Genomic DNA, 23058 nt, shown 5'->3' with positions numbered 1-23058 from the left:
TGATATGTCTCACGACACGTTCGACGAAAACGACTGGAAGCGATTCCTGGAACACATCGGCGAAGACCCGAATCGCCCCGGTCTACACGAAACGCCGTCGCGCGTTCAAAAGGCCTGGCGTCAATGGACGTCCGGCTACGGCCAGGATCCGGCCGAAGTGCTCAAGGTCTTCGAAGACGGCGCCGAGCAATACAACGAACTGATCGTCGTACGAGGGATTCCCGTCTACAGCCATTGCGAGCACCATCTCGCCCCGTTCTTCGGCAAGGCGACCATCGGCTACCTGCCCAACGGCAAGATCGTCGGATTGTCGAAGCTCACGCGTCTGGTCGACTGTTTTGCGCGCCGCCTGCAAGTCCAGGAGCGTCTGACCACGCAGATCGCCGAAGCGCTGATGACGCATCTGCAACCGAAGGCCGTCGGGGTGGTGGTGTCGTGTCGTCACATGTGCATGGAAAGCCGTGGTATTCGCACGGCCGGGGAAGAGACCGTGACGTCGGCGATGCTCGGTGAGTTGCAGCCGAACCTGGCGTTGCGCACGGAGTTTCTCGCGCTCGCTCGCGACAAATAGTCGCAGGACGGCGTACCAACGAAAAGCGCTGGCGGGGAAGTCCCTCCAGCGCTTTTTTTGCTATACGACAAGCGCTTATCGGCCGTATCGCGCCACGAGGGTCGAGCCGTTCAGCGTGTGGCCGGCCAACGCGGTCGTCAGACCGTTGGCGTCGAGCCCCGGCGGCAGACGGCCCGGTTCCAGATCGGTGGCCGTCACCGTAATGATGTAGTGGTGCGGCGAATCGCCGACCGGCGGACACGCGCCGCGATAGGCCATTGCACCGCTGACGTTCTTGCCCAGCCCGGCGTGGATCGCGGGCAGCATGCCGCCGTCAGCGAACGCGCTCGACGACACGCTCATGCCTTCGGCACAGGCCACCCCGGCGCCGGTGGCGAGCGTCACGGCCACGGCTGCCGCGCCGGCGATTCGCAACGATTGCTTTCCCGCAGCGGATGAACGTCGATTCATAAGCACGCCTCCTATTTGGCAGATGCAATGATGAGCTTGAATGGTAGTGCAAGCAGGGCGGTGCCGGCCACACCGGCGCACCAGAGCGCGACGAACCATCCCCAGCCAATCAAGCGCGCCTGCCAGGCGGGGTGGGCGGCGGCTCGCTCGCGCCGCTGGCGCACGGCGGGCCGCACGAGGTCAGTGATAGTGCGCATCGTGAGCCACCTTGCCGCGAAATACCCAGTAGGCCAGCATCGTATAGCCGAGGATCACCGGAATAATGAAGGCCGCGCCCCATAGCGTGAACGACAGACTCGACTGCGGGGCGGCGGCGTCCCACAGCGTGATGCCTGGGAGAATCGCGTACGGATACGCGCTGATCAGCAGCCCGCTGTACCCCAGAAACACGAGTCCGATGGCGAGCCAGAAGGGCGTGGCATCGTGCGAGCGGCGCAGCACGCGGCGCATGACGAGCGTGGCGCCCGCCACGAGGAACGGCACCGGCAGGCAGCGCCAGAACCACTGGTCGGCGAACCAGCGATCGGCCACGAGCGGCACACGCAGCGGCGTCCACAGCGACACGACGGCCATTGTGGCCACGAGCGCCAGCGTCAGCGGCCAGGCGAGCACACGCAAGCGGCGCTGCAGATCGCCCTCGGTCTTGCCGATCAGCCAGCAGGCGCCGAGCAGTGCGTACGTCACGACCAGGCCCAGCCCGGTGAACAGGTTGAACGCGGTGACCCAGGCGAAGGCGTCGCCCGCGAACTGACCGTTCTCGACCGGAATGCCCGAGAGATACGCGCCGAGCGAGACGCCCTGAAAGAACGTTGCGCCGGCCGAGCCACCGATGAATGCGAGATCCCACCACGGCCGGGTGCGATGCGACTTGCCGCGAATCTCGAACGCCACGCCTCGGAAGATCAGGCACACGAGCATGAGCACGAGCGGAAGATACAGCGCCGAGAGGAGTACCGAATACACCATTGGGAACGCGGCGAGCAATCCGGCGCCCCCGAGTACGAGCCATGTTTCGTTGCCGTCCCAGACGGGGGCGACGGAGTGCATCATCGTGTCGCGTTCGCGCGCGTCGGGGAAGAACGGAAAAAGAATGCCGATGCCGAGGTCGAAGCCGTCGAGCACCACGTAGAGAAACAGGCCGAGCGCGATGATGGCGGCCCACGCCAAAGTCAGATCCATGATAAATCTCGGTAACGTCGAAGTCGTGATGGGGCGCCGATCAGGTCGCGTGTGCGCCGTCGGTGTCCATTCGTCCGGATAGCCCGGACAGGGCGGGGGCGGTTTGCGCCGCGAGGTGGCCGCGTGGCGACGAGTGATCGCTGCCGGACGCCGCCGACGGCTCGCCGGGCAACACCGGACCGACGCGCAGCCACTTGAGCAGGTAATAGATGCCCGTGCCGAACACGAGGCAGTAGGTGAGCACGAGCACCAGCAGCGAGACCTGCACCTGTTGGGCGCTCACCGGCGACACGGCGTGCGCGGTGCGCATCACCCCGTAGACGACCCACGGCTGGCGTCCGGCTTCGGTGGTGACCCAACCTGCCAGCAACGCAACGAAGCCGGTCGGCGAGAGGACGAGCATGGCGCGGGCAAAGCGGCGCGACGTGAAGAGCGTGCCGCGACGGCGCAGCCATACGGCGGCCAGCGCGGCGGCGATCATCGCGAGGCCGAGGCCGACCATGATGCGAAAACTCCAGAACACGAGCGGCACGTTGGGGCGTTCGTCTTTCGGGAATTCCTTCAGACCACGAATCTCGCCGTCCCAGCGATGCGTGAGGATGAGGCTACCCAGGTGCGGCACTTCAAGCGCATAACGCGTGGTCTCGGCGGCCATGTCGGGCCAGCCGAACAGGTTGAGCGGCGTGCCGCCGGTCTTCGTCTCCCAAAGCCCTTCGATGGCGGCGAGCTTGGCCGGTTGGTACTCACGCGTGTTCAGACCATGAAGATCGCCAACGACGGCCTGCAGCGGCGCGAAGATCAGCAGCAGCCACATGGCCATGGAAAACATGGTCTTGACGGCCGGGTCGCGGCGCCCGCGCAGCAGGTGCCATGCGCCGGTGCCCGCCACGACGAGCGCGGCCACGACGAACGCCGCGATGCTCATGTGCGCCAGCCGATACGGGAAGGACGGGTTGAAGATCACGTCCCACCACGACTGCACGACCACGCGGCCGTCGACGATCTCGACACCCTGCGGCGTTTGCATCCAGCTATTCGACGCGAGAATCCAGAACGTTGAAATCAACGTGCCGACGGCCACGCACAAGGTCGCGGCGAAGTGCGCACGCTCGCTGACGCGGTTCCAACCGAACAGCATGATGCCGAGGAAGCCCGCTTCGAGGAAGAACGCGGTCATCACCTCGTAAGTGAGCAGCGGGCCGGTGACCGCGCCGGCGAAACTCGAAAAGCCCGACCAGTTGGTGCCGAACTGATAGGCCATCACCACGCCGGAGACGACGCCCATGCCGAAGCACACCGCGAAGGCCTTCGACCAGAAGCGACACAGATCGAGATAGTGCGGCTGACGTGTTTTGAGCCAGAGACCTTCCAGCACGGCGATGAAGCTCGCCAGACCAATGGAGACGGCGGGAAATACGATGTGAAACGAGACCGTGAACGCGAATTGCAGGCGCGCGAGGTCAACAGCTTCTGGAGCGGCAGTCATGTCGTGATCAATGTAGGCAAACCAACCCTGTCTATAGGGCGACCCTCACTGCCGATCGCCCCTTGTTTGCCTGCATGGTAGGGCGTGCTGCACCGCAGCACGCGTGACAAGACGTCACATGCGGCGCATTGACGCGGCATCAATTGCCGCGTCGATTTGCGCTAATGGCCTGTTTTTGTGGGGATTCGCGTCCTCGCCGGGTGCGACCTCATGTCACACGCGGACGGGCGCTACGCGAGCAATCCGGCGCCGATATTGATCGACAGGCCGAGCACGGCGAGATTGAAGAAGAACGAGAGGACGGCCTGCGCAAGCGCGGTGCGCCGCATGCGGCGCGATGTCAGCGCGATGTCCGCGGTTTGCGAGGCGACGGCGATGGTGAACGAGAAATACAGGAAATCCCAGTAATCCGGATCGCAGTCGCGCTCGGGCCAGGCCAGCGCGAAGGGCGATTCCGTATCGGTGAAGTACAGCCGCGCGTAATGCAGCGTGTAGATCGTCGGCACGAGGAACCATCCGGCGATCAGCGTGGCGGCCGCGAACAGCACATGCTCCGAGGCCTGATGCGGGGCGCCGGTCTTGGCGCTCGCCAGCACGTGGATGATGGCGGCCACACTGGCGATGGCCGACAGGCTGACCACGGTGAGCACAATGGCCGCGCTCTGGTCTTCCTGCTCGGCAAAGCGCTCGATGCTGCGCTTGGGGGCGGTGACCATCATGAGCCAGATCATCGCGAGATAGGACCAGGCGCCTGTGTTCCAGCCGATCAATATGCGCGTTACCGTGCTGAACTCCCCGCTCACGAAGACCTGGACGAAGAGTCCGGCAAGCACGCCGAGAACGATGGCGATGAGCAGTCGCGGATGGAAGCGAAGCAGATGCGGGAAAAGCTTGGCGTTCATGAGCAATGTCTGGACGGTGGCGATAGGCGGTTCGATTATCCACCAACCCGGTCATTCACCGGTCGTGGGCGGAAATGCGGCCTTCTCGGCAGGCTGGCGGCACAGTTGTGGTGCGCCGCCGCATCGCGATGCGGCATCGTGCCCGTTGCGGTGTCACCGGGGGCGTCGCGCGCACAACGCCGCGCGGCCGATTGCGCGATTTTCCTGATGACCTCGACATCCTGCCTCGCCTTGTCCCGCGGGGCTCTGCCCAGTCGCGAGCCAATTCTTGCAAGCACATGGCACGCCACTTGCTAAGCAGTAGGCAAGGCCAACGACGGCCGAGCGAAGACAAGCGAATTTTCTGCACCGCATGCATGACTTCCGCGCGAGCGCGGACTTCGGGGCAACGGCGTCCCGAAGCCATAGGCCTGTTCACAGGCATACGGCTTCGGGGCGCTTTTTTTTTGGCATATGAACACGAGGGTATCCATGAGCACGCTCACGCAATCGTTGAAAAGTGGCAACTGGCGCGCGCTGGTTGCGTGTTTTCTCTACTTCGACACGGGTTTCACCGTCTGGGTGATGCTCGGCCCTCTGGCGCCGTTCATCAGCAAGGACATTGCGATGACGCCCGCACAAACGGGCTTTCTCGTGGCGGTGCCGGTGCTGGGCGCGGCGATTCTGCGCGTCACGCTGGGCAACCTATACCAGGCCTACGACGGTCGCAAGATCGCGTTGATGGGGATCACCTTGTCGGCGATTCCGTCAGTCGTGCTGCTGCTGATGCCGGGTGCGCCGTCGTACACGCTGCTGCTCGTACTCGGTGTGCTCCTCGGCATCGGCGGCGCGAGTTTCGCCGTGGCGTTGCCGATGGCAGGCAGCAACTATCCGCCGAAGGTACAGGGGCTGGTGTTGGGTCTCGCCGCGGCGGGCAACATTGGCGCGGTGCTCGATGGCTTCATGTTCCCGGGACTGGCCGAGCACTACGGCTGGGCACGTGCGGCCGGTGCCGCCCTGCCGCTGCTCGCGCTTGCCGCGCTGGCGCTGGTGTTCTGGGCAAAGGATCAGGGTGTTAAGTCGGGCAGCGCGCCGCGCGCGTTCACGAGCTTCTTCATTACCGTGTTCGGTCTTATCGCGCTCGTGTTGTGCGTGCATGCCGGCGCATTCGGCGAAGGCAAGGCCGGTGTGTTGCTGCTGCCGGTGCTGGGCGCGTTGCTGGCGATTGCCGTGTTGCCGCGTCACTATCGCGGCGTGCTCGGCGAACGGGACACGTGGGTCATCATGCTGGTCTACAGCATCACGTTCGGAGGTTTTGTCGGCATGTCGTCGTATGTGACCACGCTGCTCATCTCGCTGTACAGCATGCCGCGCATCGAGGCGGGGCTGTTCATGTCGCTGCTCGCGTTCCTCGGTGCGCTGGTGCGTCCCATCGGCGGAATGGTGGCCGACCGGATCTCTGGCGTGCGCGCGCTGGTGCTGCTGCTCGCGGCGATTTCGGTCATCGATTTTGTCTTTGCCGCGTGGATGCCCCCGCAAGGTGCCGGTGTCACTCTGCTGGTGCTGATCTACCTGTGCTTCGGTCTCGGTAACGGCGCCACGTTCCAGCTCGTGCCGCAACGCTGGCAAGGCAAGACGGGGCTGATGTCGGGCATCATCGGCGCGGCCGGTGGCATTGGCGGCTTCTACCTGCCGGTCATCATGGGCATAGCCAAGGAATCGACGGGCAGCTACCAGATGGGCTTCGCCACGTTCGGCGCACTGGCGGCGCTGGCGTTCTTGCTGGTTGTCGCCCTGCGCACGCGCTGGATGTCGTGGGCACTGCCCGCGGAGATGGTCGGCGGCGCGGTCCTCGCAGGCGGCGTGGCGCACGTCGAGTAAGCGAAACGCGTTCGCGCACTCGCGGCCCGTCGATGCTTCGGCACGACGGGCCGTTTGGCTTTCTGGCGCAGCTTCGTGCTCAATGTCTCAATCCGAACCGGCCGGTGCGTTTCCCCATGCATCGGGACCCGTAGCTCAATGGCACCGCGGCTGTGCGCCAGAAGCATCACACGCCCTGCCGGAACAGTCCGTTGAGCGTGGCGCCGCTGGCGGCGCCGTCGAACCCGTCGAAGCGCCCTTGGGCGAGCGCCTGCGTGGCGTGCATGAAGCCTCCCCATGCCGCGCGAGCCAGTGCACCGCCCACGCTCACGCGCCGCACGCCAAGCTCGGCAAGCGCCTGCAGTGTCATCGGTGACGACGCGCCAATCAGCACGTTCACCGGTTTGGGCGCCACGGCCGTGACGACGGCCTGGATTTGCTCGACCGATTGAATACCCGGTGCGTAGAGGCAGTCGGCACCCGCCTCCGCATAGGCTTGGAGGCGTGCAATGGCGTCGTCGAGATCGGGCACGCCCGCGAAGAAATTCTCTGCACGACCGATGAGGAGGGTGTCGCCGCCGGTCGCGTCGATCGCTCGGCGCGCGGCTTTCATGCGCGCGACAGCCTCGTCGAGCGGGAAGAGCGGCGCGTTGACGTCGCCCGTCGAGTCTTCGATGGACAAGCCGGCCACGCCTGTTGCCACGGCCATCTTGACGCTGTGCGCGACTTCTTCGGGCGTGCTGCCGAAGCCGCTTTCGAAGTCGGCATTGACGGGCAGATCGGTGGCGTCAACGAGCGTGCGCAAATGCGCGAGGACGGTATCGCGTGTCACGCCATTGTCGGGTTGCCCGGTCGACCAGGCGAAGCCCGAACTGGTCGAGGCAATCGCCTTGAAGCCCGCGTGTTCGAGATACCTCGCGCTGCCCGCGTCCCAGGGGTTCGGGATGACAAAGCAGCCGGCGAGGTGGAGTTCGCGAAAGGCGACGCGTTTTTCGGCGGTACTACGTGACATGGTGTGTCTCCTGTAGGGGGCGCAGCTCCGCTCACGCTGCGCACGCAAGCCCGATCATCGCGGTTTTGCGCTGGCCTCGCAAGGCAGCCCCGAGGCGATTCAAGGCATAATATCGACCGCCAGATGTTTTTATCTCATGCACCCGCGCGCAGCGTGTAATCCCGTGTAACACGTTTTTCGGGGGAACTTCAGGAATAAGCGCGATTCCATTGGCGTTATGTAATCATCCTCTTCTGTATTTTCAGGATCACCGACGTGAATTCTCAGCCCCCCTCCGCGACGTCCGCGTCGGCCCCCCGCGCGGCGTGGCCTTGCACGACGACGCCAAGTACACCCGTGTGGCGATGGTGTTGCACTGGGCGGTCGCCTTGCTGATGCTCGGCAACATCGCGATCGGCCAGACGATTGCCTTGCTGTCCGACGCCACGCTCGAAAAAATCGACGTGCGCTTCTGGATCGATCTGCACAAGTCCATGGGCATTACCGTGCTGGGGCTCGCGATTCTGCGCGTGCTGTGGCGCGCGACACATCGTCCGCCCGCGCTCTCGCACGTGTTTGCATCATGGGAGCGCACGGCGGCGCATCTCGCGCATTGGCTGCTTTATGTCTTGATCGTCGTGCTGCCGCTCACGGGCTGGGCGCACGATTCGGCGTGGGTCGCCGCCTCGACCCATCCGCTGGTGCTGTTCGGCATCGTGCCGTTCCCGCGCATGGGTTTTCTGATGGCGTTGAGCGATGCGAGCAAGGACTACTGGCACACCTTGCTGGGTAACGTCCATACCTACTGTGCTTATGTCTTGTACGTGCTGCTGGCGTTGCACATTGGCGGGGCGCTCAAGCATCAGTGGATCGACCGCCACCCGGTGCTTGGCCGGATGCTGCCGTGAGCGCGGAAACAACGGGGAAGGCGTCGCGGCTCGAAGTGGCCCGCGAGCGTCACTCACCGCGCTTCACGCGACCGCCGACGCCGCTGGCCAGTTGGCTGGTGCATACGGGCGTGGCGGCGCTGTGGTGTCTGTTGTTCGCGCAGGCATTCTTTCTCAAGGGCGTGTTCGCGTGGGGCACCGGGGTCGCCTATGTCGCGTACGACACGGTGCTGCTGGCATTCGTATTCTGGCAAGCGTGGCGCCTGATGCGCCCCGACCCCGACGAGACTTCCTCCGACGCAGGTCATGAAGGCGCCGCCGTTCGATTGACGCTCGGCGTGGTGGTCGCGGCGCACAACGAGGCGGCGGCGTTGCCGGTCACGTTGCGCGCGCTGATGGCGGGGCGACGGGTTCCGGACGCCATTGTCATTGCCGACGACGGCTCGCGCGATGGCACGTTCGCATTGCTCACGGGCGAGTATGGGCTCATCGACCCCGGCGAAGGCGGGCTGAGCGCACCGAGTGCGCGCTATCCGAATCTGAAATGGCTGCGTGTGCCGCACGGGGGCAAGGCGCGTGCGCTCAACGCGGCGCTCGTGGATATCGATACGGACATCGTGATGACGGTCGACGCCGACACGTTGCTCGATGCCGAGGCTTGCGCCGCGATGCACGCCGCGTTTGCGCGTCGACCCGGGCTCGTGGCCGCGACTGGCGTGCTCACGCCGGTGTGCGGCCGCACGGCGAGCGCGCGCGTGTTGCAGCTTTTCCAGACGTACGAGTACATCCGAAACTTCATTTCGCGCTATGCCTGGATGCACGCCGACGGCCTGCTGCTGATTTCGGGCGCGTTCGCGTGTTTCCGGCGCGAGGCGGTGCTGGCCGTTGGCGGATTCGATCCGGCTTGTCTTGTCGAGGATTACGAACTGATCCATCGCCTGCGTCGCTATTCGGCCACGCATGGGCTTGGGTGGGAGGTGCGCGTGGTGGGCGGTGCGCAAGCCATCACCGATGCGCCGAGCACGCTCACGAGCTTCCTGCGTCAGCGTCGCCGCTGGTTTGCGGGGTTTCTCCAGACGCAATACTGGTATCGCGATATGGTCGGCAACGGCCGCTATGGCAATCTCGGACGCTGGATGTTGCCGGTAAAGGCATTCGATACGCTTCAGCCGATCTACGGGCTCACCGCGTTCGCGCTGCTCGTCTCGTTCGCCTTCGACGGTCATGTCGGCGTGCTGCTGCCGGTCTCGGGCATCATTCTTGGCAAGATCGGCATCGATCTCGGCTTTCATCTCTGGTCGGTACATGCGTACCGGCGCTGGACTGGACACAACACCGGTACGAGCTTCGGATGGGCGCTTGTCGCGGCAGTATTGGAGCCGTTTTCGTTCCAACTGATGCGGCACACGGGCGCCGCGCTGGGCTGGGGGCACTTCCTGACCGGGCGCCAGCGTTGGGGCGTTCAGGTGCGACGCGGTATCCTGTCGGGCGAGCGCGGGACGGGGGTGTCCCGCGACGAATGATTTTCCGGCAGTGTTTTCATCAAATGATTCGATTTTCAACGTGGTGGGTGATGGGATGCGCGCTCAGCGGCCTGTTGAGCGTGGCCGGGTGTAGCGTCCCCGAGCGCAAGCCGTTCGGTCCCGACTACGCTGCGCTGGGGGGCGCGGCCGAGGTGCGCGGCGACTGGGACGGCGCACGCCGGGCCTTCGGGCAGGCGGTGCTTGTGGCGGACCAGTCGGGCTGGCCGGCGTCGCATCGCGCGGCCATGCACTTCGACTATGGCCGGGCGCTGGGGGTGACCTGCTACTACCCCGAAGCCGAACGCGAGCTGAGCCTCGCGTACGATCTCGATATCCTCACCGGGCACGTCCGGTATCCGGCGTTGATCGAGTTGGCGCGACTGTCGCTGGTTCAGCGGCAGTACGCGGCGTCGGTGAAGTACTTCGGCCGGGCGGTGGACGCGCTCGATCGCATGGAGGCGGCCCGCAAGGTGCCGTTCGCCTACGCCGAGGTGCTCGACGACTACGCGCTGGCCCTGGGGGGCGCGGGCGATGCCGACGCCGCCACACACATCATCGATCGCGCCGCGAAAGTGCGCGCCGGCCTGGACGAGGCCGTGCGTGCGCAGGCGACATCTCGCACCCCGTACGGTAAGCACTGCGGGCAACTGGCGGCGGGGACACGATGAACCCGATGCGCGTTTGCCTGGAAAGCGCGGGCGACTTTGACGAGATCATTGACGTTCGCACACCGCTCGAATTTGCCGACGACCACATTCCCGGGGCGATCAACGCGCCGGTGCTCAGCAATGAAGAGCGCGTCATCGTCGGTACGATGTACAAGCAGGTATCGCCATTCGATGCCTCGCGCGTGGGGGCCGCCATGGTCGCGCGCAACATCGCCGCCCATCTCGATACGACGTTCGCCGACCGGCCGCGCAATTGGCGGCCGCTCATCTATTGTTGGCGGGGCGGCAAGCGATCCGAGTCGATGACGCTCATCATGAACATGATCGGCTGGCGTGCGCGCCAGCTCGACGGCGGGTACAAGGCTTACCGGCGCGACGTTGTGGCGTCGCTCGGCACACTGCCCTCGACGCTCGATTACATCGTGCTGGCCGGGCACACGGGCAGCGGCAAGACCCGTCTGCTGCACGCGCTGGCCGGCGTGGGTGCTCAAACGCTCGATCTCGAGGCGCTGGCGAAGCATCGCGGGTCACTGCTTGGGGCAATGCCGGGCGTCGCGCAGCCGTCGCAGAAGTCGTTCGATACTTCGCTGATCGGCGCGTTGCGCGGGCTCGATCCGACGCGGCCGGTGTTTGTCGAAGCGGAGAGCCGCCGGATCGGACTGATTACGCTGCCCGAGTCGTTGATGTCGTCGCTGCGCGGGGCCACGAAGTGTGTCGAGGTTCGCGTGGCGCTCGACGCACGGGTCGACCTGTTGATGCAGGAGTACGGCCATTTGCTGGCGCGGCCGGAGGACTTTCGCACGCAGCTTCTCCGGCTGGTGCCGCTGCATGGACGGGCGGTCATCGACCAATGGCTGACGTTGCTCGACGAGGGGCGGCAACGCGAACTCTCGGAGGTGCTCATTACGCGGCACTACGATCCGGCGTATTCGCGAAGCTCGCGCAAGATGTTGCAGGGAGTGCGCAACACCCTCCCGTTTCCGTTTCATCCGACGGCGCAAGATCTGGGCGAGCAGGCGCGGGCGTTGCTTGCGCAGTGCGGGATGGCTTGACCCCACCGTATCGAATTCGTGATAAGCCTTGGCAACCGAGGCCCAGTTTGGCATAGAGCGTGCCATTCGGCCGGAGGGCATTGCGCATGGGTGAGTCTCGCGTTGCGAATCAGGCTTTGCAGTGTCTCCCGGGGCGAGGATCGCTCAATCCCCGAACGCTTCGATCATGCGCTGTTTCGTGAACTCGACGAAAGCCTTCGCGAGTTGCGAGGGCGGGTGCTGGTTCGACGTGACCAGCGAGAAGCCCGACACGACCGATGGCTCGAACGGCTTGACGATGACGCGTCCCGCCGCGTACCGGGCCGTCACCTGGTCGATGATCGACACGCCCGCGCCGTGCTGCACAAGCACGCAAATCGCCGCGGACAGTTGCGACTCCGCGCTCATCACCCGATCGATCCGTCGCTCGGCAAAGATCTGGTCGATATACATCCGCCCATCGAACTCCTTCGGGTACGACACGAACGATTCGCCGCGCAAATCCTCAGGATGGATCACGTCGCGATCCGCGAGTCGATGTCCGTGCGGCAGGATGCAGCGCATGGGGGCGCGGTGCAGCGTTTCAATGTTCACGCCGGCATGCGTGATCGGGTGCGCGATGAACCCGACATCGCAACGCCGCCCGACCACCATATCGATAACGGTGCTCGACGCGTGAATCAGCAACGTCGTACTGATGCCCGGATGCTCGCGCATGAACCCCGTCATCGTGGTGGGCAGGAACTCCAGCGCGAGCGCGGGAGCGCCAGCGACATGCAGCGAGCCGCGCCGTAGCGACTTGATCTGCTCGGCCGTCTGCGCAATGCGATCGATGCCCGCAAACGAGCGCTCAACCTCCTCGAACAGCACCATCGCTTCGGGCGTCGGGTTCAGTCGGCCGTTGCTCCGGTCGAATAAGGAAAACCCTATATCCGCCTCGAGATCGTTGATCAGACGGGTGACCGCCGGTTGCGAAACGTGAAGCATGTCCGCCGCCCGAGTGACCGTCTGGCGCAGGATCAGCGCGCGAAATGCCTCCAACTGCCGGATCTTCATGGAAACCTCATCCCCTCGCGCCATAACATTTATGTATGGGCGGGCGAAAAAATGTGATTTGACGGTGCTTGCGTCGAAAATGAACCTACGCAAACCACGCAGCAGGTTGTGGGTTTTTTGAAATTGCCGGGCCATAACATCACATAACCCTACTTCACGCAAGGAGCCTATCGATGAAGACTGTCGTTCCCCAAACGCTTCGCAAGCTTGCCCGCGCCGCGGCCATTTCGGTCGGTGTCGCCGGAACGGTATTCGGCGCCAGCGCTGCCTACGCCGACACCACGTTGTACGTCGGCGCTTACGGTGGTTCGTTTGAACAGATGCTCAAGAAGGACGTCATTCCCAGTTTCGAGCAGGCGAACCCCGGCACGAAGGTGGTGATCGTGCCCGGCGATTCGACGACCAACCTCGCGAAGTTGCAGGCGCAAAAAGGCAAGGCCGGCATGGATGTCGTCTTCCTCGATGACGGCCCCATGTACCAGGCCCTCCAGATGGGCTTTTGCGGCAAGCTCGCCGACGCGCCCGTCTATCACGATCTGTACGACATCGCGAAGTTCAAGGGCGGCAACGCCGTGGCGGCCGGCCTGATCGCCACAGGCATCGCCTACAACACGCGAGTGTTCCAGGCGAAGGGCTGGCCCGCGCCGACGTCGTGGCAGGACCTGTCGGATCCGAAGTACAAGGGCAGGCTCGTGATGCCGAGCATCAAGAACACGTATGGCCTGCACGGGCTGCTGGTCGAATCGAAGATCAACGGCGGCAGCGACAGCAACATCGAACCGGGCTTCCGCGCGATGGAGAAGATCGCACCGAACGTGCTGTCGTTCGATCCGTCGCCGGGCAAGATCGCCGAGCTGTTCCAATCGGATGAGGTCGCCATCGCCGTGTGGGGCAACGGCCGCGTTCAGGCGTTGCGCCAACAGGGCATTCCGGCCGAGTTCGTGTATCCGAAGGAAGGGGCGGTGGCGCTTGCCATGGGCATGTGCGTGGTAGACAAGTCCGCCAACGAAGCGCTGGCGCAGAAGTTCGTCCAAATGATTCTCTCGCCGCAAGCCCAGGCCATTCTTGCCGAAAGCGCAGGTGTCGCGCCGTCGAACAAGAAGACGCAACTCTCCATGGCGGTGGCTGCGCGCGTGCCGTCGCCCGCACAGATCGACAAGCTCATCCGTGTCGACTGGGATGTCGTCAACGCGAAGCGTGCTGAATGGACGCAGCGCTGGAACCGTCAGATCGAGCGTTAAGTCGCACGGAGACCCTAAGCGTCATGAGCACTCCATATTTGCGTCTCGAGCAACTCGGCAAGCGCTTCGGTGAGACCGTCGCGGTCGAGGGCGTCGATCTTTCGATTGAACAGGGCGAATTCATCTCCCTGTTGGGCCCGTCCGGCTGCGGCAAGACCACCACGTTGCAGATGATCGCCGGATTCGTCGCCCCCAGCAGCGGCCGTATTCTGCTGGAGGGCCGCGACCTCACGCCGGTGCCGCCGGAAAAGCGCGGACTCGGGATCGTGTTCCAGAGTTACGCGCTGTTCCCCCACATGACCGTGGCGCAGAACGTTGCGTTCGGTCTGGACATGCGCCGCGTGGACCCCGGGCAGAAGCAGCGCCGCGTGCAGGACGCGCTGGAGCTGGTGCATCTCGGCCAGCACGCGCAGCGTTATCCGCGCGAACTCTCAGGCGGCCAGCGTCAGCGCGTGGCGTTGGCCCGGGCGCTGGTGATCGCACCGCCCGTGCTGTTGCTCGACGAACCGCTCTCGAATCTCGACGCCAAGCTGCGTGAGCAGATGCAGGACGAGTTGCGCGCGATTCAACGCAAGGTCGGCACGACCACCGTCATGGTGACGCACGATCAGGCCGAGGCGCTTGCGATCAGCGATCGCGTGGTGTTGCTCAACGCTGGGCGTGTGGTGCGCATCGATACGCCACATGAGATCTATGAAGACCCGCGCGCCACGTTCGCCGCGCATTTCATCGGGCAGACCAATCTCATCTCCGGTCAACTCGATGTGCGCGGCGGCGTGCCGGTGCTCGACGCACAAGGGCACCGGCTCGCCGTGTCGCCCGCGCATGCGGGACAGGCGCCGGCGGCGGGGGGAATGGCCCCGCGACATTCAGTCTGCGGCCCGAACGCATTCGCCTGACGTCGGCGACGGCGGGGCGGCTCGCGGGCCGAGTGGGCCAGCGCAGCTTCCACGGCAACCATTGGGTGCTGACCGTATCGACGGCCCTGGGCGAGCTGCGTGTGCTCGTGTCCAACGATGGCGTGGTGGCAGCCAACGACGGCGAGGCTGTGGGGCTCGACTGGGCCGACGATGCGTTGCGTCTCGTGCAGGAGGGGGCATGAATGCTGCGACGTCTACGCCACCGGAGGCATCGGCCATGCCGGAAATGAAAGCGACGGCGGCCATTTCACCGGAAATCGCCAGCCAGCGCCGCGCGGCCTGGGCGCTCGTCACGCCGGCGACGCTGTACTTCCTCGTGCTGCTCGCGGTGCCGCTCGTCCTGACGTTCGTGTTGAGCCTGCATGGCTTCGACGCGAACCTGGGCGGCGTGCTGCCGACGATCTCGCTGCAGCACTATGCCGACATTCTCACGGACAGTTATTTCTACGAGATCTTCCTGCGCACCTTGCTGCTCTCGGTCGGCGTGACGCTGCTCTGCGTGCTGGTGGGTGTGCCCGAAGCGTACTTCCTGTTCCGCATGCGCGATCCGTGGCGCTCGCTCTGCCTGGTGCTCGTGCTCGGGCCGCTGCTCATCTCGGTCGTTGTGCGAACGCTGGGTTGGTCGATCCTGCTGGGCCGCGAGGGGCTGGTGAACACGGTGCTCGTGAAGCTCGGGTTGATCGGACATCCCTTGCAGATGCTCTTCACGATGGGCGCGGTGACGGTGGCGCTGGTGCATGTGCTGGTGCCGCTCATGGTGCTCTCGGTGTGGACATCGCTCACCCGGCTCGATCCGGCGGTCGCACATGCGGCGCGCTCGCTCGGGGCAGGGCGTGCGACGGTGATGTGGCGCGTGGTGTTGCCGCAGATCACGCCGGGCATTCTCTCCGGCAGTCTGATCGTCTTTGCGTTGACGGCAAGCGCCTTTGCAACGCCGGCGCTGATCGGTGGCCGTCGCCTCAAAGTGGTCGCGACCACGGCTTACGACGAGTTCCTCGGTTCGCTGAACTGGCCGCTGGGGGCCGCGATTGCCATCGTCCTGCTGGTCGTGAATGTGGCCATCATCACCGGGTACAACCGCGCCATCGAGCGGCGCATCACGCGCCGTCTGGGCTGAGGGGAAAGCAGATGAATCAACAAGACTCTCGGTACGACCGCAATGGCGTGGGGGCGATCGCGTTTCACGTCGTGTTTCTCGTCTTCATCCTCGCGCCGCTGGTCGTGGTGTGTCTGGTCGCCTTCACGCCGGACGACTTCCTGTCCATTCCGACGCGGCACTTTTCGTTGCGCTGGTTCGCGTCGCTCATGAACGATGAAGACTTTCTGTCGGCGCTGCGCACGAGTTTGTGGCTGGGGGTGACGTCGGCCACCGTGTCGACGGTGTTGGCAGTCCCGGCGGCGATGGGGCTGGCGCGCTACCGCTTTCCGGGGCGCGCCGCGATCAACTCGTTCCTGCTCTCGCCGCTGATGATTCCGCCGGTGGTGCTCGGCATTGCGTTCCTGCGACTGTTCACGCTGATGAACATGGGCGGCTCGTTCGTGAGCCTCGTCGCTTGCCACGCGCTGCTGATCTTCCCGTATGCCCTGCGTCTGATCATGGCGGCGCTCGTGGGGCAGGCCGACGAAAGCGAACGTGCGGCGCGCTCGCTCGGCGCCGGACGCTGGACGACGTTTCGCCGCATCACGCTACCGGCGATCCTGCCGGGGCTGGCGGGCGGATGGGTGCTCGCTTTCATCAACAGTTTCGACGAACTGACGGCCACGATCTTCGTGACGGCGCCCACCACGATCACGTTGCCGGTGCGCATCTACATGAACATGAGCGAGACAGTGGACCCGAGTGTGGCCGCCATCTCCACGCTGCTCATCGGGCTGACGTTGGCGGTGATGCTGATCCTCGATCGCGTCTACGGGCTGAACAAGGTTCTGATCGGAAATCACTAAATCATGCAAAAAACATACGATATCGCCGTCATCGGCGGCGGCCTGGTCGGCATGGCGATTGCCTACGGGCTTGCCAAGCGCGGGCAACGCGTCGTCGTGTGCGATGGCGAAGACAACTCGCTGCGTGCCGCTCGCGGCAACTTCGGGCTGGTCTGGGTCCAAGGCAAAGGCGGCACCTGCACGAACTATGCCCGCTGGTCGCTGCACTCCGCCAACCTGTGGCAGAACCTGGCTGACGAGCTGTTCGCACGCACCGGCGTTTCCATCGGCTTTCAACGTCCCGGCGGGTTCAACATCGCCCAGACACCGGAGGAGCTGGCGAGCAAGGTCGAGAACATGCGCAAGCTGCAGGAGGCCGAACCGACCCTCGGGTACGAAGTGCTCGATCACAAGGCGCTTGCCGAGCGTCTGCCGGCCATCGGCCCCGACGTGGTGGGCGCCATCTATTCTCCGAACGACGGTCACGTCAGCCCGCTGTATACGCTGCGTGCACTGTTTGCCGCGTTCGAGCAGGCGGGCGGCGAGTATGCACCGAACCTGCGTGTGACCGATATTCGTCAGACGGGCAGCGCGTTTCGCGTAAGCATGGGCGATGTGTCGCTGGAAGCCGGCCGCGTCGTGCTCGCGGCCGGTCTGGGCAATCGCGATCTCGCGCCGATGGTAGGTCTACGCGCGCCAGTCAAACCGTTGCGCGGCCAGATCATCGTGACCGAGCGCGTCAAGCCGTTTCTCGACTATCCGACGATCTACGTGCGTCAGACCGTCGAGGGCTCGGTCATGCTCGGCGACTCGGCCGAAGACGTGGGCTTCAACGACGGTGTGACGCCCGACGTGCTCGCCGACATCGCCCGGCGCGGTATTGCACCGTTCCCGCTGCTCAAGAACGTGCGCGTGGTGCGTGCGTGGGGGCGTTGCGGGTGATGACGGACGACGGTCTGCCGATTTACGAGGCCTCCGAGGCCTGCCCGGGCGCGTTCCTCGCGACCTGTCACAGCGGCGTGACGCTCGCCGCTGCGCATTGTGAAATCCTCGCGCCGTGGATTCTCGGCGCGCCGCGTCCTGCGCTTCTGGATCATTTCTATGCCAAACGTTTCGCTGCTTAAGTCGCTGGCGCGCAAGGATGGCGCGACGGTGAAAGTCTTTATCGAGGGCACGCCGGTCGACGTGCCGAGCGACATGAATGTGGCGGCCGCGCTGCTCTTCGCTGGCGTGACAGCGTGTCGGACCACACCGGTCACCGGCAGCGATCGCGCGCCGTTCTGCATGATGGGGGTGTGCTTCGATTGTCTCGTCGAGATCGACGGCGTGCCCAACCGGCAGGGGTGCATGACACCGGTGCGCGAAGGCATGCAGGTGCGTCGAATGAACGGTGCGAGGAGTGTGGCATGAGCACGAAAGTCGTGGATTTGTTGGTCGTCGGGGCTGGGCCTGCGGGATTGGCGGCGGCGCTCGAAGCGAAGCGTCATGGGCTCGAGCCGCTCGTCGTCGATGAGAACGGTTTGCCCGGCGGACAGATTTATCGCAGCGTGAGCCGCTCGCCGCTGGCCGACCCGGGCGTGCTCGGGCCGGACTATCTTCGTGGGCGTGGGCTCGTCGAAGCCTTTACGTCGGCCGGCATCGCCTATTGGCCGCAGACGCTCGCGTGGCAGATCGGCGCGGACAGACGCGTGTCGGTCACGCGCCAGGGCGCGGGCGGCGGAACGCTGCAGATCGAAGCCGGCGCCATCGTGCTCGCTGGCGGCGCGCAAGAACGACCGTTCCCGATTCCCGGCTGGACGGTGCCCGGCGTGATGGGCGTGGGGGCGGCGCAAACGTTGCTCAAGGCGTCGGCGCTGGTGCCCGACTCCCCGGCGGTGCTCGCCGGCTGCGGCCCGTTGCTCTATCTGTTTGCCTGGCAGCTCATCAATGCCGGCGTGCCGGTACGTGCCATTCTCGACACGGCCGAGGCCAGCGGGCGTCGCGAGGCGTTGCGTCACGCGGGTGGGGCGTTGCGCGCGCCGTCGTATCTGATGAAGGGCTTCAAGCTGCTGCGGGCCATTCGTGCGGCGGGCGTGCGGCACGTCAAACATGTCGAAGCGCTGCGCGTGCTTGGAACCACGCACGCAGAGGGCATCGAGTATGTCGTGGACGGGCGTACCGAGCGCATCGACACGTCGCTGGTGTTGCTGCATCAAGGGGTGATTCCGAACACGCAGGTCACGCGCTCGATCGGGTGCGAGCATGCATGGGACGACGCGCAACTGTGTTGGTATCCGAAGACGGACGCCTGGGGCGAGACGAGCCTGCCGGGCATTTTCGTCGCGGGAGACGGAGCGGGTATCGCCGGTGCGCTTGCCGCCGAACCGTCGGGACGACTCGCTGCCTTGCAGGCCGCGGTGAAGCTCGGCAAGCTCGACGCCGCGAAGCGCGACTCGCGCGCGCTGTCTCTGCGCCGTGAGCTGGCGGCCCATACGGCGATCCGCCCGTTCCTCGATGCGCTGTACCGGCCGGCCGAGGCGTTTCGCATACCGGCCGACGACAGCACCATCGTGTGCCGCTGCGAGGAGGTGACGGCGGGCGACGTGCGGCGCATGGCGGGCTTGGGCTGTGTCGGTCCGAATCAGACGAAGAGTTTTTCGCGTTGCGGCATGGGGCCATGTCAAGGCCGGTTCTGCGGCTTGACCGTGGCCGAACTGCTGGCGCAATCGCAGGGCTGTGCGGTGCCGGAGGTCGGGTACTATCGCATCCGTCCTCCGATCAAGCCGGTGACGTTGGGCGAGTTGGCCACCGCGGTCGACGGCGCCGACGTCCTGAGCGAACGTGCAGGCTTTCCCAAGTAGGTGAGGGGACTCGCGCCTCCCGCCCGCTACTTTTTTGAATCTTTTGGAGATGTGGTTAATGAGCGATATTCAACGCCATCACACGAACGCACGGATGAGCCGTGTCGTGGTGCATAACGGGACGGTCTACATCGGTGGCCAAACGGCGGACGATCGCAGTCAGGACATCACCGGGCAGACGCAACAAGTGCTCGCAAAGATCGATGGCTATCTGAAAGATGCCGGCATCGACAAGTCGCGCCTGCTCTCGGCGCAGGTCTGGGTGAAGGACATCGAGGCCGACTTCGCCGGCATGAACGCCGTGTGGGATGCGTGGACGAGCCCGGGCAATACCCCGACGCGCGCTACGGTGGAGGCGCGTCTGGCAGCCCCCGATCTGCTCGTCGAAATTGCCGTGATCGCCGCTGCCAAGTAATCGGCGCAACCTTAACGTGTACGAATCGAGGGCCCGCGAATGTGCGCGGGCTTCTTTTTCATCGTCAGTGGTCGATGCGCGGCGCCGTGATGCCATGTCGGCGCCGCTTACATCCCGAATTCGCGTAGCCCTTCGAGGTCGAGGATCGTCAACACGCCGTAGTCGACCTTGACGAGCCTGGCCTGCTCCAGCACCTTGAGCGCCAGGTTGACGCGCTGCCGTGAAACGCCGGCGAGATAGCTCAGCTCTTCCTGTGAAATCTGTACGGTGGTGTCGACGGACGGATAGAGCGTCGGGTTGAACATCGACGACAGGGAGCGCGCAACGCGCGCGTCGGTGTCGAGTAATCGTTCGTGCTCGACCGCCGCGATGAACTGGCCCAGCCGCTCATTGAGCTGAAGCGTGAGAAAGCGATTGAAGGGAATGCTCGTGTCGAGCAACCAGTCGAACGTGGCAATCGGCATATGGGCAAGGACGGAATCGCGCAGTGCCATCACATCGTATTTTCGGTTCTCGCGCTTGAGCACCGAACCTTCCCCGAACCATGCCCCCGCAGGCACGCCCGTGAACGTGACGGACTTCCCGCTGGCCGATGCCGTCGCGATCTTCACCAGTCCGTCGATGACGCCAAACCAGGCGTGCGACGGGTCTCCCTTGCGGCACACATAGCCACCGTTCTCGACCGGCCGCACCTGAATGTCGGCCGCGACACGTTCGCGTTGCGCTGGCGTTAGTCCTTGCGCCCATACGCTGCGTTGCAACAGGGTTTCGAGCGACATATAGGGACTTTCCCTTGATTGTCATCCGGGTGACAAATCCGTCGTGATCCATGAGGTATCGTCGCCTTGCCTGAGAACGTCGCGACAAGTCTTCACGGCGATTCGTGCACGACGCCGAAGTGCCAGTATAGAAGCTGCCTGTTGCCAGCGATAGTCGTCGCCGCTCCATGGTGCCGACGATCGAAAGCCATCGCGAATGACGCAGTGCCACTGAAAATGACGTCCGTCAGAGACGTTGCTAGCTGTAGAGAGCGTGCCATACGCACGCGCGCCGACCGAGCCACGCCACGCCCCTCGACACAAGTCGAATCGTGGCGAGACACAGGAGACAGGCATGCAGGAGCGGACCACTTTCCCGCGTTTGTTGTTGGCCCACGCGGCCACACGCGGCACCCGCACGGCATATCGGGAAAAAGATCTGGGGATCTGGCAATGCTGGACCTGGCAGGCTGCCGCGCAAGAAGTCCGGACGCTGGCGTGCGCGCTGGCCGCCGCGGGCTTCAAGCGTGGAGATAACCTCGCCATTGTCGGTAATAACCGCGTTCGCCTGTATTGGGCAATGACGGCCGCGCAAGCGCTTGGCGGCGTCGCCGTGCCGCTCTATCAGGACGCCGTGGCAGCGGAAATGGCGCATGTGCTCGACGAGGCCGAAATCGATTTCGCCATCGTCGAAGATCAGGAGCAGGTCGACAAGCTGTTGGCGTTGCGCGCCCAGGTGCCGCGGCTATCCCACATCATTTACGAAGATTCGCGAGGCCTGCGGGGCTACGACGCCGCAGGACTGCAGTCATATGCGTCGGCCATCGAGCAGGGGCGCGAGTTCGACGCCAGGCATCCGCGCTACTTTGACGATGCCGTGGCTGCCGGCGAGCCCGACGATACGGCGACCATCCTTTATACCTCCGGCACGACGGGCAAGCCCAAGGGCGTATGCCATTCGCACGCGGGGCTGATTGGCGCAGCCTTTCACGGAAGTGCCTTCGATCGCCTCGGCCCCGGCGACGAAGTGCTGTCATACCTGCCGATGGCTTGGGTGGGTGATCATCTGTTTTCTTACGCGCAGGCACTGGTGGCGGGATTCACCGTCAACTGTCCGGAGTCGCCCGAAACCATCGCCACCGATATGCGCGAGATCGGGCCCACCTATTACTTTGCGCCGCCTCGCGTCTACGAGAATGTGCTCACGCAAGTGATGATTCGCATGGAAGATGCGAGTCGGGTCAAGCGCGTAATGTTCGCGCACTTCATGAACGTGGCGAACCGGTGCGGCGCGGCGGTGCTCGACGGTCGTGCGGTGTCGTGGCTCGATCGGGTGCAGTACGCGCTCGGGAATCTTTGTGTGTACGGTCCGCTGCGCAACACACTCGGCATGAGCCGGATTCGCACGGCATACACCGCTGGCGAGGCGATTGGCCCGGATCTGTTCCGGTTCTATCGCGCAATCGGTATCAATCTGAAGCAGTTCTACGGGCAGACGGAGACGTGCGCATATGTCTGCCTGCAACCGGATCGCGAGGTGCGATTCGACAGCGTGGGGCCGGTCGCGCCCGGAATGGACATCAAGATCGCCGACAACGGGGAAGTGCTGGTGCGCGGGGTGGGCTTGCTCAAGGCGTACTACAAGCGGCCCGATGCCACGCGCGAAGCCCTCGACGAGGCTGGCTATTTCCGCACGGGCGACGCCGGCATCATCGATGCCGATGGTCATCTGCGCATCATCGATCGGGCCAAGGATGTCGGCAAACTGGCCTGTGGGTCGTTGTTCGCGCCTAAGTTCATCGAGAACAAGCTCAAGTTCTTCGCGTACATCAAGGAGGCGGTGGCATTCGGCGACGGTCGCGACGGGGTGTGTGCCTTCATCAACATCGACATGGATGCCGTGGGGAACTGGGCGGAGCGGCAGAACCTCGCATACGCCGGGTATGTGGACCTGGCCTGCCATCCGCGCGTCGCCGAACTGATTCTGGGTTGCGTGGAGACCGTGAATGCGGATCTCGCCAAGGAGAGCGCCTTTTCAGCCGCGCAGATTCAGCGCTTCGTCATTCTGCACAAGGAGCTGGATCCGGATGACGACGAACTGACGCGCACGCGCAAGGTGCGCCGCACGTTCATCGCGCAGAAATACGAGGTGCTGGTCGATGCCTTCTATTCAGGCAAGACGGTGCAATTCATCGAAACGCGCGTGAAGTTCGAGGACGGACGCGAAGGCAGCGTGAGTGCCACGCTCACGATACATCCGGCGCGTGTGATCGGTGCGCGCGAATCGGCAGACGACCCTGCGCCTGCGGCATTGCGCTGCGCCGCCTGAGCGTCGCATCGACCAGCGCATCGACCTCAACATTGGCACTCAGCCAGGC

At 64.5% G+C, this 23058-nt stretch carries 21 protein-coding genes and 2 pseudogenes; 15 read left to right on the top strand and 8 right to left on the bottom strand.

Going from position 1 to position 23058, the window contains the following annotated elements:
- The first annotated feature begins 4 nt into the window (after positions 1-4).
- Positions 5-571, top strand: coding sequence for a GTP cyclohydrolase I FolE (gene folE, locus DRB87_RS14470; protein ID WP_130026399.1), 567 nt, complete (start codon positions 5-7; stop codon positions 569-571).
- 75 nt (positions 572-646) lie between these two features.
- On the opposite strand, the gene DRB87_RS14465 is transcribed toward folE, so the two are convergent.
- The 5 genes from DRB87_RS14465 to DRB87_RS14445 form a co-directional block, all read right to left on the bottom strand.
- On the bottom strand, positions 647-1021 hold the full coding sequence (locus DRB87_RS14465; protein ID WP_240755996.1) for a YbhB/YbcL family Raf kinase inhibitor-like protein: 375 nt from the start codon (positions 1019-1021) through the stop codon (positions 647-649).
- Between the two features lie 11 nt (positions 1022-1032).
- Positions 1033-1218 (bottom strand): hypothetical protein, encoded by a 186-nt coding sequence (locus tag DRB87_RS14460; protein WP_130026398.1) that lies wholly within the window; start codon positions 1216-1218, stop codon positions 1033-1035.
- Positions 1202-2200 carry a cytochrome d ubiquinol oxidase subunit II gene (cydB, locus tag DRB87_RS14455; protein ID WP_130026397.1) on the bottom strand — a complete coding sequence of 333 codons (999 nt, stop codon included), beginning with the start codon at positions 2198-2200 and terminating at the stop codon, positions 1202-1204. The genes DRB87_RS14460 and cydB overlap by 17 nt, the downstream gene beginning before the upstream one ends.
- A 40-nt stretch (positions 2201-2240) precedes the next feature.
- A complete protein-coding gene (locus DRB87_RS14450; RefSeq protein WP_130026396.1) occupies positions 2241-3686 on the bottom strand; it encodes a cytochrome ubiquinol oxidase subunit I in 1446 nt (481 codons plus the stop codon).
- A 230-nt stretch (positions 3687-3916) separates the two neighbouring features.
- On the bottom strand, positions 3917-4588 hold the full coding sequence (locus DRB87_RS14445; protein WP_130026395.1) for a DUF1345 domain-containing protein: 672 nt from the start codon (positions 4586-4588) through the stop codon (positions 3917-3919).
- 471 nt (positions 4589-5059) lie between these two features.
- On the opposite strand from DRB87_RS14445, the gene DRB87_RS14440 reads away from it, so the two are divergent.
- A complete protein-coding gene (locus tag DRB87_RS14440; protein WP_130026394.1) occupies positions 5060-6448 on the top strand; it encodes an MFS transporter in 1389 nt (462 codons plus the stop codon).
- Between the two features lie 166 nt (positions 6449-6614).
- Here DRB87_RS14440 and DRB87_RS14435 read toward each other — a convergent pair whose 3' ends face one another.
- Positions 6615-7439, bottom strand: coding sequence for an oxaloacetate decarboxylase (locus DRB87_RS14435; protein ID WP_130026393.1), 825 nt, complete (start codon positions 7437-7439; stop codon positions 6615-6617).
- A 305-nt stretch (positions 7440-7744) separates the two neighbouring features.
- On the opposite strand from DRB87_RS14435, the gene DRB87_RS14430 reads away from it, so the two are divergent.
- Genes DRB87_RS14430 through mnmH form a run of 4 tightly spaced genes read left to right on the top strand, consistent with a single transcriptional unit; the run spans position 7745 to position 11548 of the window.
- Entirely contained in the window at positions 7745-8326 is a 582-nt protein-coding gene (locus tag DRB87_RS14430) for a cytochrome b (protein ID WP_130026392.1), read from the top strand.
- A complete protein-coding gene (locus DRB87_RS14425; RefSeq protein ID WP_206100025.1) occupies positions 8323-9828 on the top strand; it encodes a glycosyltransferase in 1506 nt (501 codons plus the stop codon). Before DRB87_RS14430 ends, DRB87_RS14425 begins: the two co-directional genes overlap by 4 nt.
- 23 nt (positions 9829-9851) lie before the next feature.
- A complete protein-coding gene (locus tag DRB87_RS14420; protein ID WP_130026391.1) occupies positions 9852-10496 on the top strand; it encodes a lipopolysaccharide assembly protein LapB in 645 nt (214 codons plus the stop codon).
- Positions 10493-11548, top strand: coding sequence for a tRNA 2-selenouridine(34) synthase MnmH (mnmH, locus tag DRB87_RS14415; protein WP_130026390.1), 1056 nt, complete (start codon positions 10493-10495; stop codon positions 11546-11548). The genes DRB87_RS14420 and mnmH overlap by 4 nt, the downstream gene beginning before the upstream one ends.
- A gap of 144 nt (positions 11549-11692) precedes the next feature.
- Here mnmH and DRB87_RS14410 read toward each other — a convergent pair whose 3' ends face one another.
- The gene (locus DRB87_RS14410; protein WP_150610382.1) at positions 11693-12583 is read right to left on the bottom strand and encodes a LysR substrate-binding domain-containing protein; all 891 of its coding nucleotides are present in this window, start codon (positions 12581-12583) and stop codon (positions 11693-11695) included.
- A gap of 173 nt (positions 12584-12756) precedes the next feature.
- Here DRB87_RS14410 and DRB87_RS14405 point away from each other — a divergent pair, with 173 nt between their 5' ends.
- The 8 genes and pseudogenes from DRB87_RS14405 (at position 12757) to DRB87_RS14370 (ending at position 19922) form a co-directional block, all read left to right on the top strand.
- On the top strand, positions 12757-13824 hold the full coding sequence (locus tag DRB87_RS14405; RefSeq protein WP_017233413.1) for an ABC transporter substrate-binding protein: 1068 nt from the start codon (positions 12757-12759) through the stop codon (positions 13822-13824).
- Positions 13825-13847: 23 nt separating this feature from the next.
- A pseudogene (locus DRB87_RS14400) lies at positions 13848-14926 on the top strand (ABC transporter ATP-binding protein).
- On the top strand, positions 14923-15861 hold the full coding sequence (locus DRB87_RS14395) for an ABC transporter permease (protein ID WP_370363094.1): 939 nt from the start codon (positions 14923-14925) through the stop codon (positions 15859-15861). Before DRB87_RS14400 ends, DRB87_RS14395 begins: the two are co-directional and overlap by 4 nt.
- An 11-nt stretch (positions 15862-15872) precedes the next feature.
- Positions 15873-16688, top strand: coding sequence for an ABC transporter permease (locus DRB87_RS14390; protein ID WP_039830192.1), 816 nt, complete (start codon positions 15873-15875; stop codon positions 16686-16688).
- A pseudogene (locus DRB87_RS14385) lies at positions 16689-17791 on the top strand (NAD(P)/FAD-dependent oxidoreductase).
- The gene (locus tag DRB87_RS14380; protein WP_130026388.1) at positions 17769-18077 is read left to right on the top strand and encodes a (2Fe-2S)-binding protein; all 309 of its coding nucleotides are present in this window, start codon (positions 17769-17771) and stop codon (positions 18075-18077) included. The pseudogene DRB87_RS14385 and the gene DRB87_RS14380 overlap by 23 nt, the downstream one beginning before the upstream one ends.
- Positions 18074-19507, top strand: a complete 1434-nt coding sequence (locus DRB87_RS14375; protein WP_130026387.1) for an NAD(P)/FAD-dependent oxidoreductase — start codon at positions 18074-18076, stop codon at positions 19505-19507. The genes DRB87_RS14380 and DRB87_RS14375 overlap by 4 nt, the downstream gene beginning before the upstream one ends.
- 58 nt (positions 19508-19565) lie before the next feature.
- Positions 19566-19922 (top strand): RidA family protein, encoded by a 357-nt coding sequence (locus DRB87_RS14370; protein ID WP_017233420.1) that lies wholly within the window; start codon positions 19566-19568, stop codon positions 19920-19922.
- A 107-nt stretch (positions 19923-20029) separates the two neighbouring features.
- On the opposite strand, the gene DRB87_RS14365 is transcribed toward DRB87_RS14370, so the two are convergent.
- Positions 20030-20701 carry a Crp/Fnr family transcriptional regulator gene (locus DRB87_RS14365; RefSeq protein ID WP_130026386.1) on the bottom strand — a complete coding sequence of 224 codons (672 nt, stop codon included), beginning with the start codon at positions 20699-20701 and terminating at the stop codon, positions 20030-20032.
- Between the two features lie 334 nt (positions 20702-21035).
- Here DRB87_RS14365 and DRB87_RS14360 point away from each other — a divergent pair, with 334 nt between their 5' ends.
- The gene (locus DRB87_RS14360; protein WP_130026385.1) at positions 21036-23009 is read left to right on the top strand and encodes a long-chain fatty acid--CoA ligase; all 1974 of its coding nucleotides are present in this window, start codon (positions 21036-21038) and stop codon (positions 23007-23009) included.
- The last annotated feature ends 49 nt before the right edge of the window (positions 23010-23058 follow it).

It is taken from the genome of Pandoraea sp. XY-2 (assembly GCF_004193915.1).
Classification (GTDB): Bacteria; Pseudomonadota; Gammaproteobacteria; order Burkholderiales; family Burkholderiaceae; genus Pandoraea; species Pandoraea cepalis.
This window is presented reverse-complemented; position numbering and strand designations above follow the sequence as displayed.

Coding starts and splice junctions, on each gene's coding strand:
- DRB87_RS14375 (WP_130026387.1), top strand. CDS start 18,074: ATGAGCACGAAAGTCGTGGATTTGTTGGTCGTCGGGGCTGGGCCTGCG.
- DRB87_RS14445 (WP_130026395.1), bottom strand. CDS start 4,588: ATGAACGCCAAGCTTTTCCCGCATCTGCTTCGCTTCCATCCGCGACTG.
- DRB87_RS14450 (WP_130026396.1), bottom strand. CDS start 3,686: ATGACTGCCGCTCCAGAAGCTGTTGACCTCGCGCGCCTGCAATTCGCG.
- DRB87_RS14435 (WP_130026393.1), bottom strand. CDS start 7,439: ATGTCACGTAGTACCGCCGAAAAACGCGTCGCCTTTCGCGAACTCCAC.
- DRB87_RS14465 (WP_240755996.1), bottom strand. CDS start 1,021: ATGAATCGACGTTCATCCGCTGCGGGAAAGCAATCGTTGCGAATCGCC.
- mnmH (WP_130026390.1), top strand. CDS start 10,493: ATGAACCCGATGCGCGTTTGCCTGGAAAGCGCGGGCGACTTTGACGAG.
- DRB87_RS14370 (WP_017233420.1), top strand. CDS start 19,566: ATGAGCGATATTCAACGCCATCACACGAACGCACGGATGAGCCGTGTC.
- DRB87_RS14380 (WP_130026388.1), top strand. CDS start 17,769: ATGCCAAACGTTTCGCTGCTTAAGTCGCTGGCGCGCAAGGATGGCGCG.
- DRB87_RS14365 (WP_130026386.1), bottom strand. CDS start 20,701: ATGTCGCTCGAAACCCTGTTGCAACGCAGCGTATGGGCGCAAGGACTA.
- DRB87_RS14410 (WP_150610382.1), bottom strand. CDS start 12,583: ATGAAGATCCGGCAGTTGGAGGCATTTCGCGCGCTGATCCTGCGCCAG.
- DRB87_RS14460 (WP_130026398.1), bottom strand. CDS start 1,218: ATGCGCACTATCACTGACCTCGTGCGGCCCGCCGTGCGCCAGCGGCGC.
- cydB (WP_130026397.1), bottom strand. CDS start 2,200: ATGGATCTGACTTTGGCGTGGGCCGCCATCATCGCGCTCGGCCTGTTT.
- DRB87_RS14395 (WP_370363094.1), top strand. CDS start 14,923: ATGAATGCTGCGACGTCTACGCCACCGGAGGCATCGGCCATGCCGGAA.
- DRB87_RS14405 (WP_017233413.1), top strand. CDS start 12,757: ATGAAGACTGTCGTTCCCCAAACGCTTCGCAAGCTTGCCCGCGCCGCG.
- DRB87_RS14390 (WP_039830192.1), top strand. CDS start 15,873: ATGAATCAACAAGACTCTCGGTACGACCGCAATGGCGTGGGGGCGATC.
- DRB87_RS14360 (WP_130026385.1), top strand. CDS start 21,036: ATGCAGGAGCGGACCACTTTCCCGCGTTTGTTGTTGGCCCACGCGGCC.
- DRB87_RS14440 (WP_130026394.1), top strand. CDS start 5,060: ATGAGCACGCTCACGCAATCGTTGAAAAGTGGCAACTGGCGCGCGCTG.
- DRB87_RS14420 (WP_130026391.1), top strand. CDS start 9,852: ATGATTCGATTTTCAACGTGGTGGGTGATGGGATGCGCGCTCAGCGGC.
- folE (WP_130026399.1), top strand. CDS start 5: ATGTCTCACGACACGTTCGACGAAAACGACTGGAAGCGATTCCTGGAA.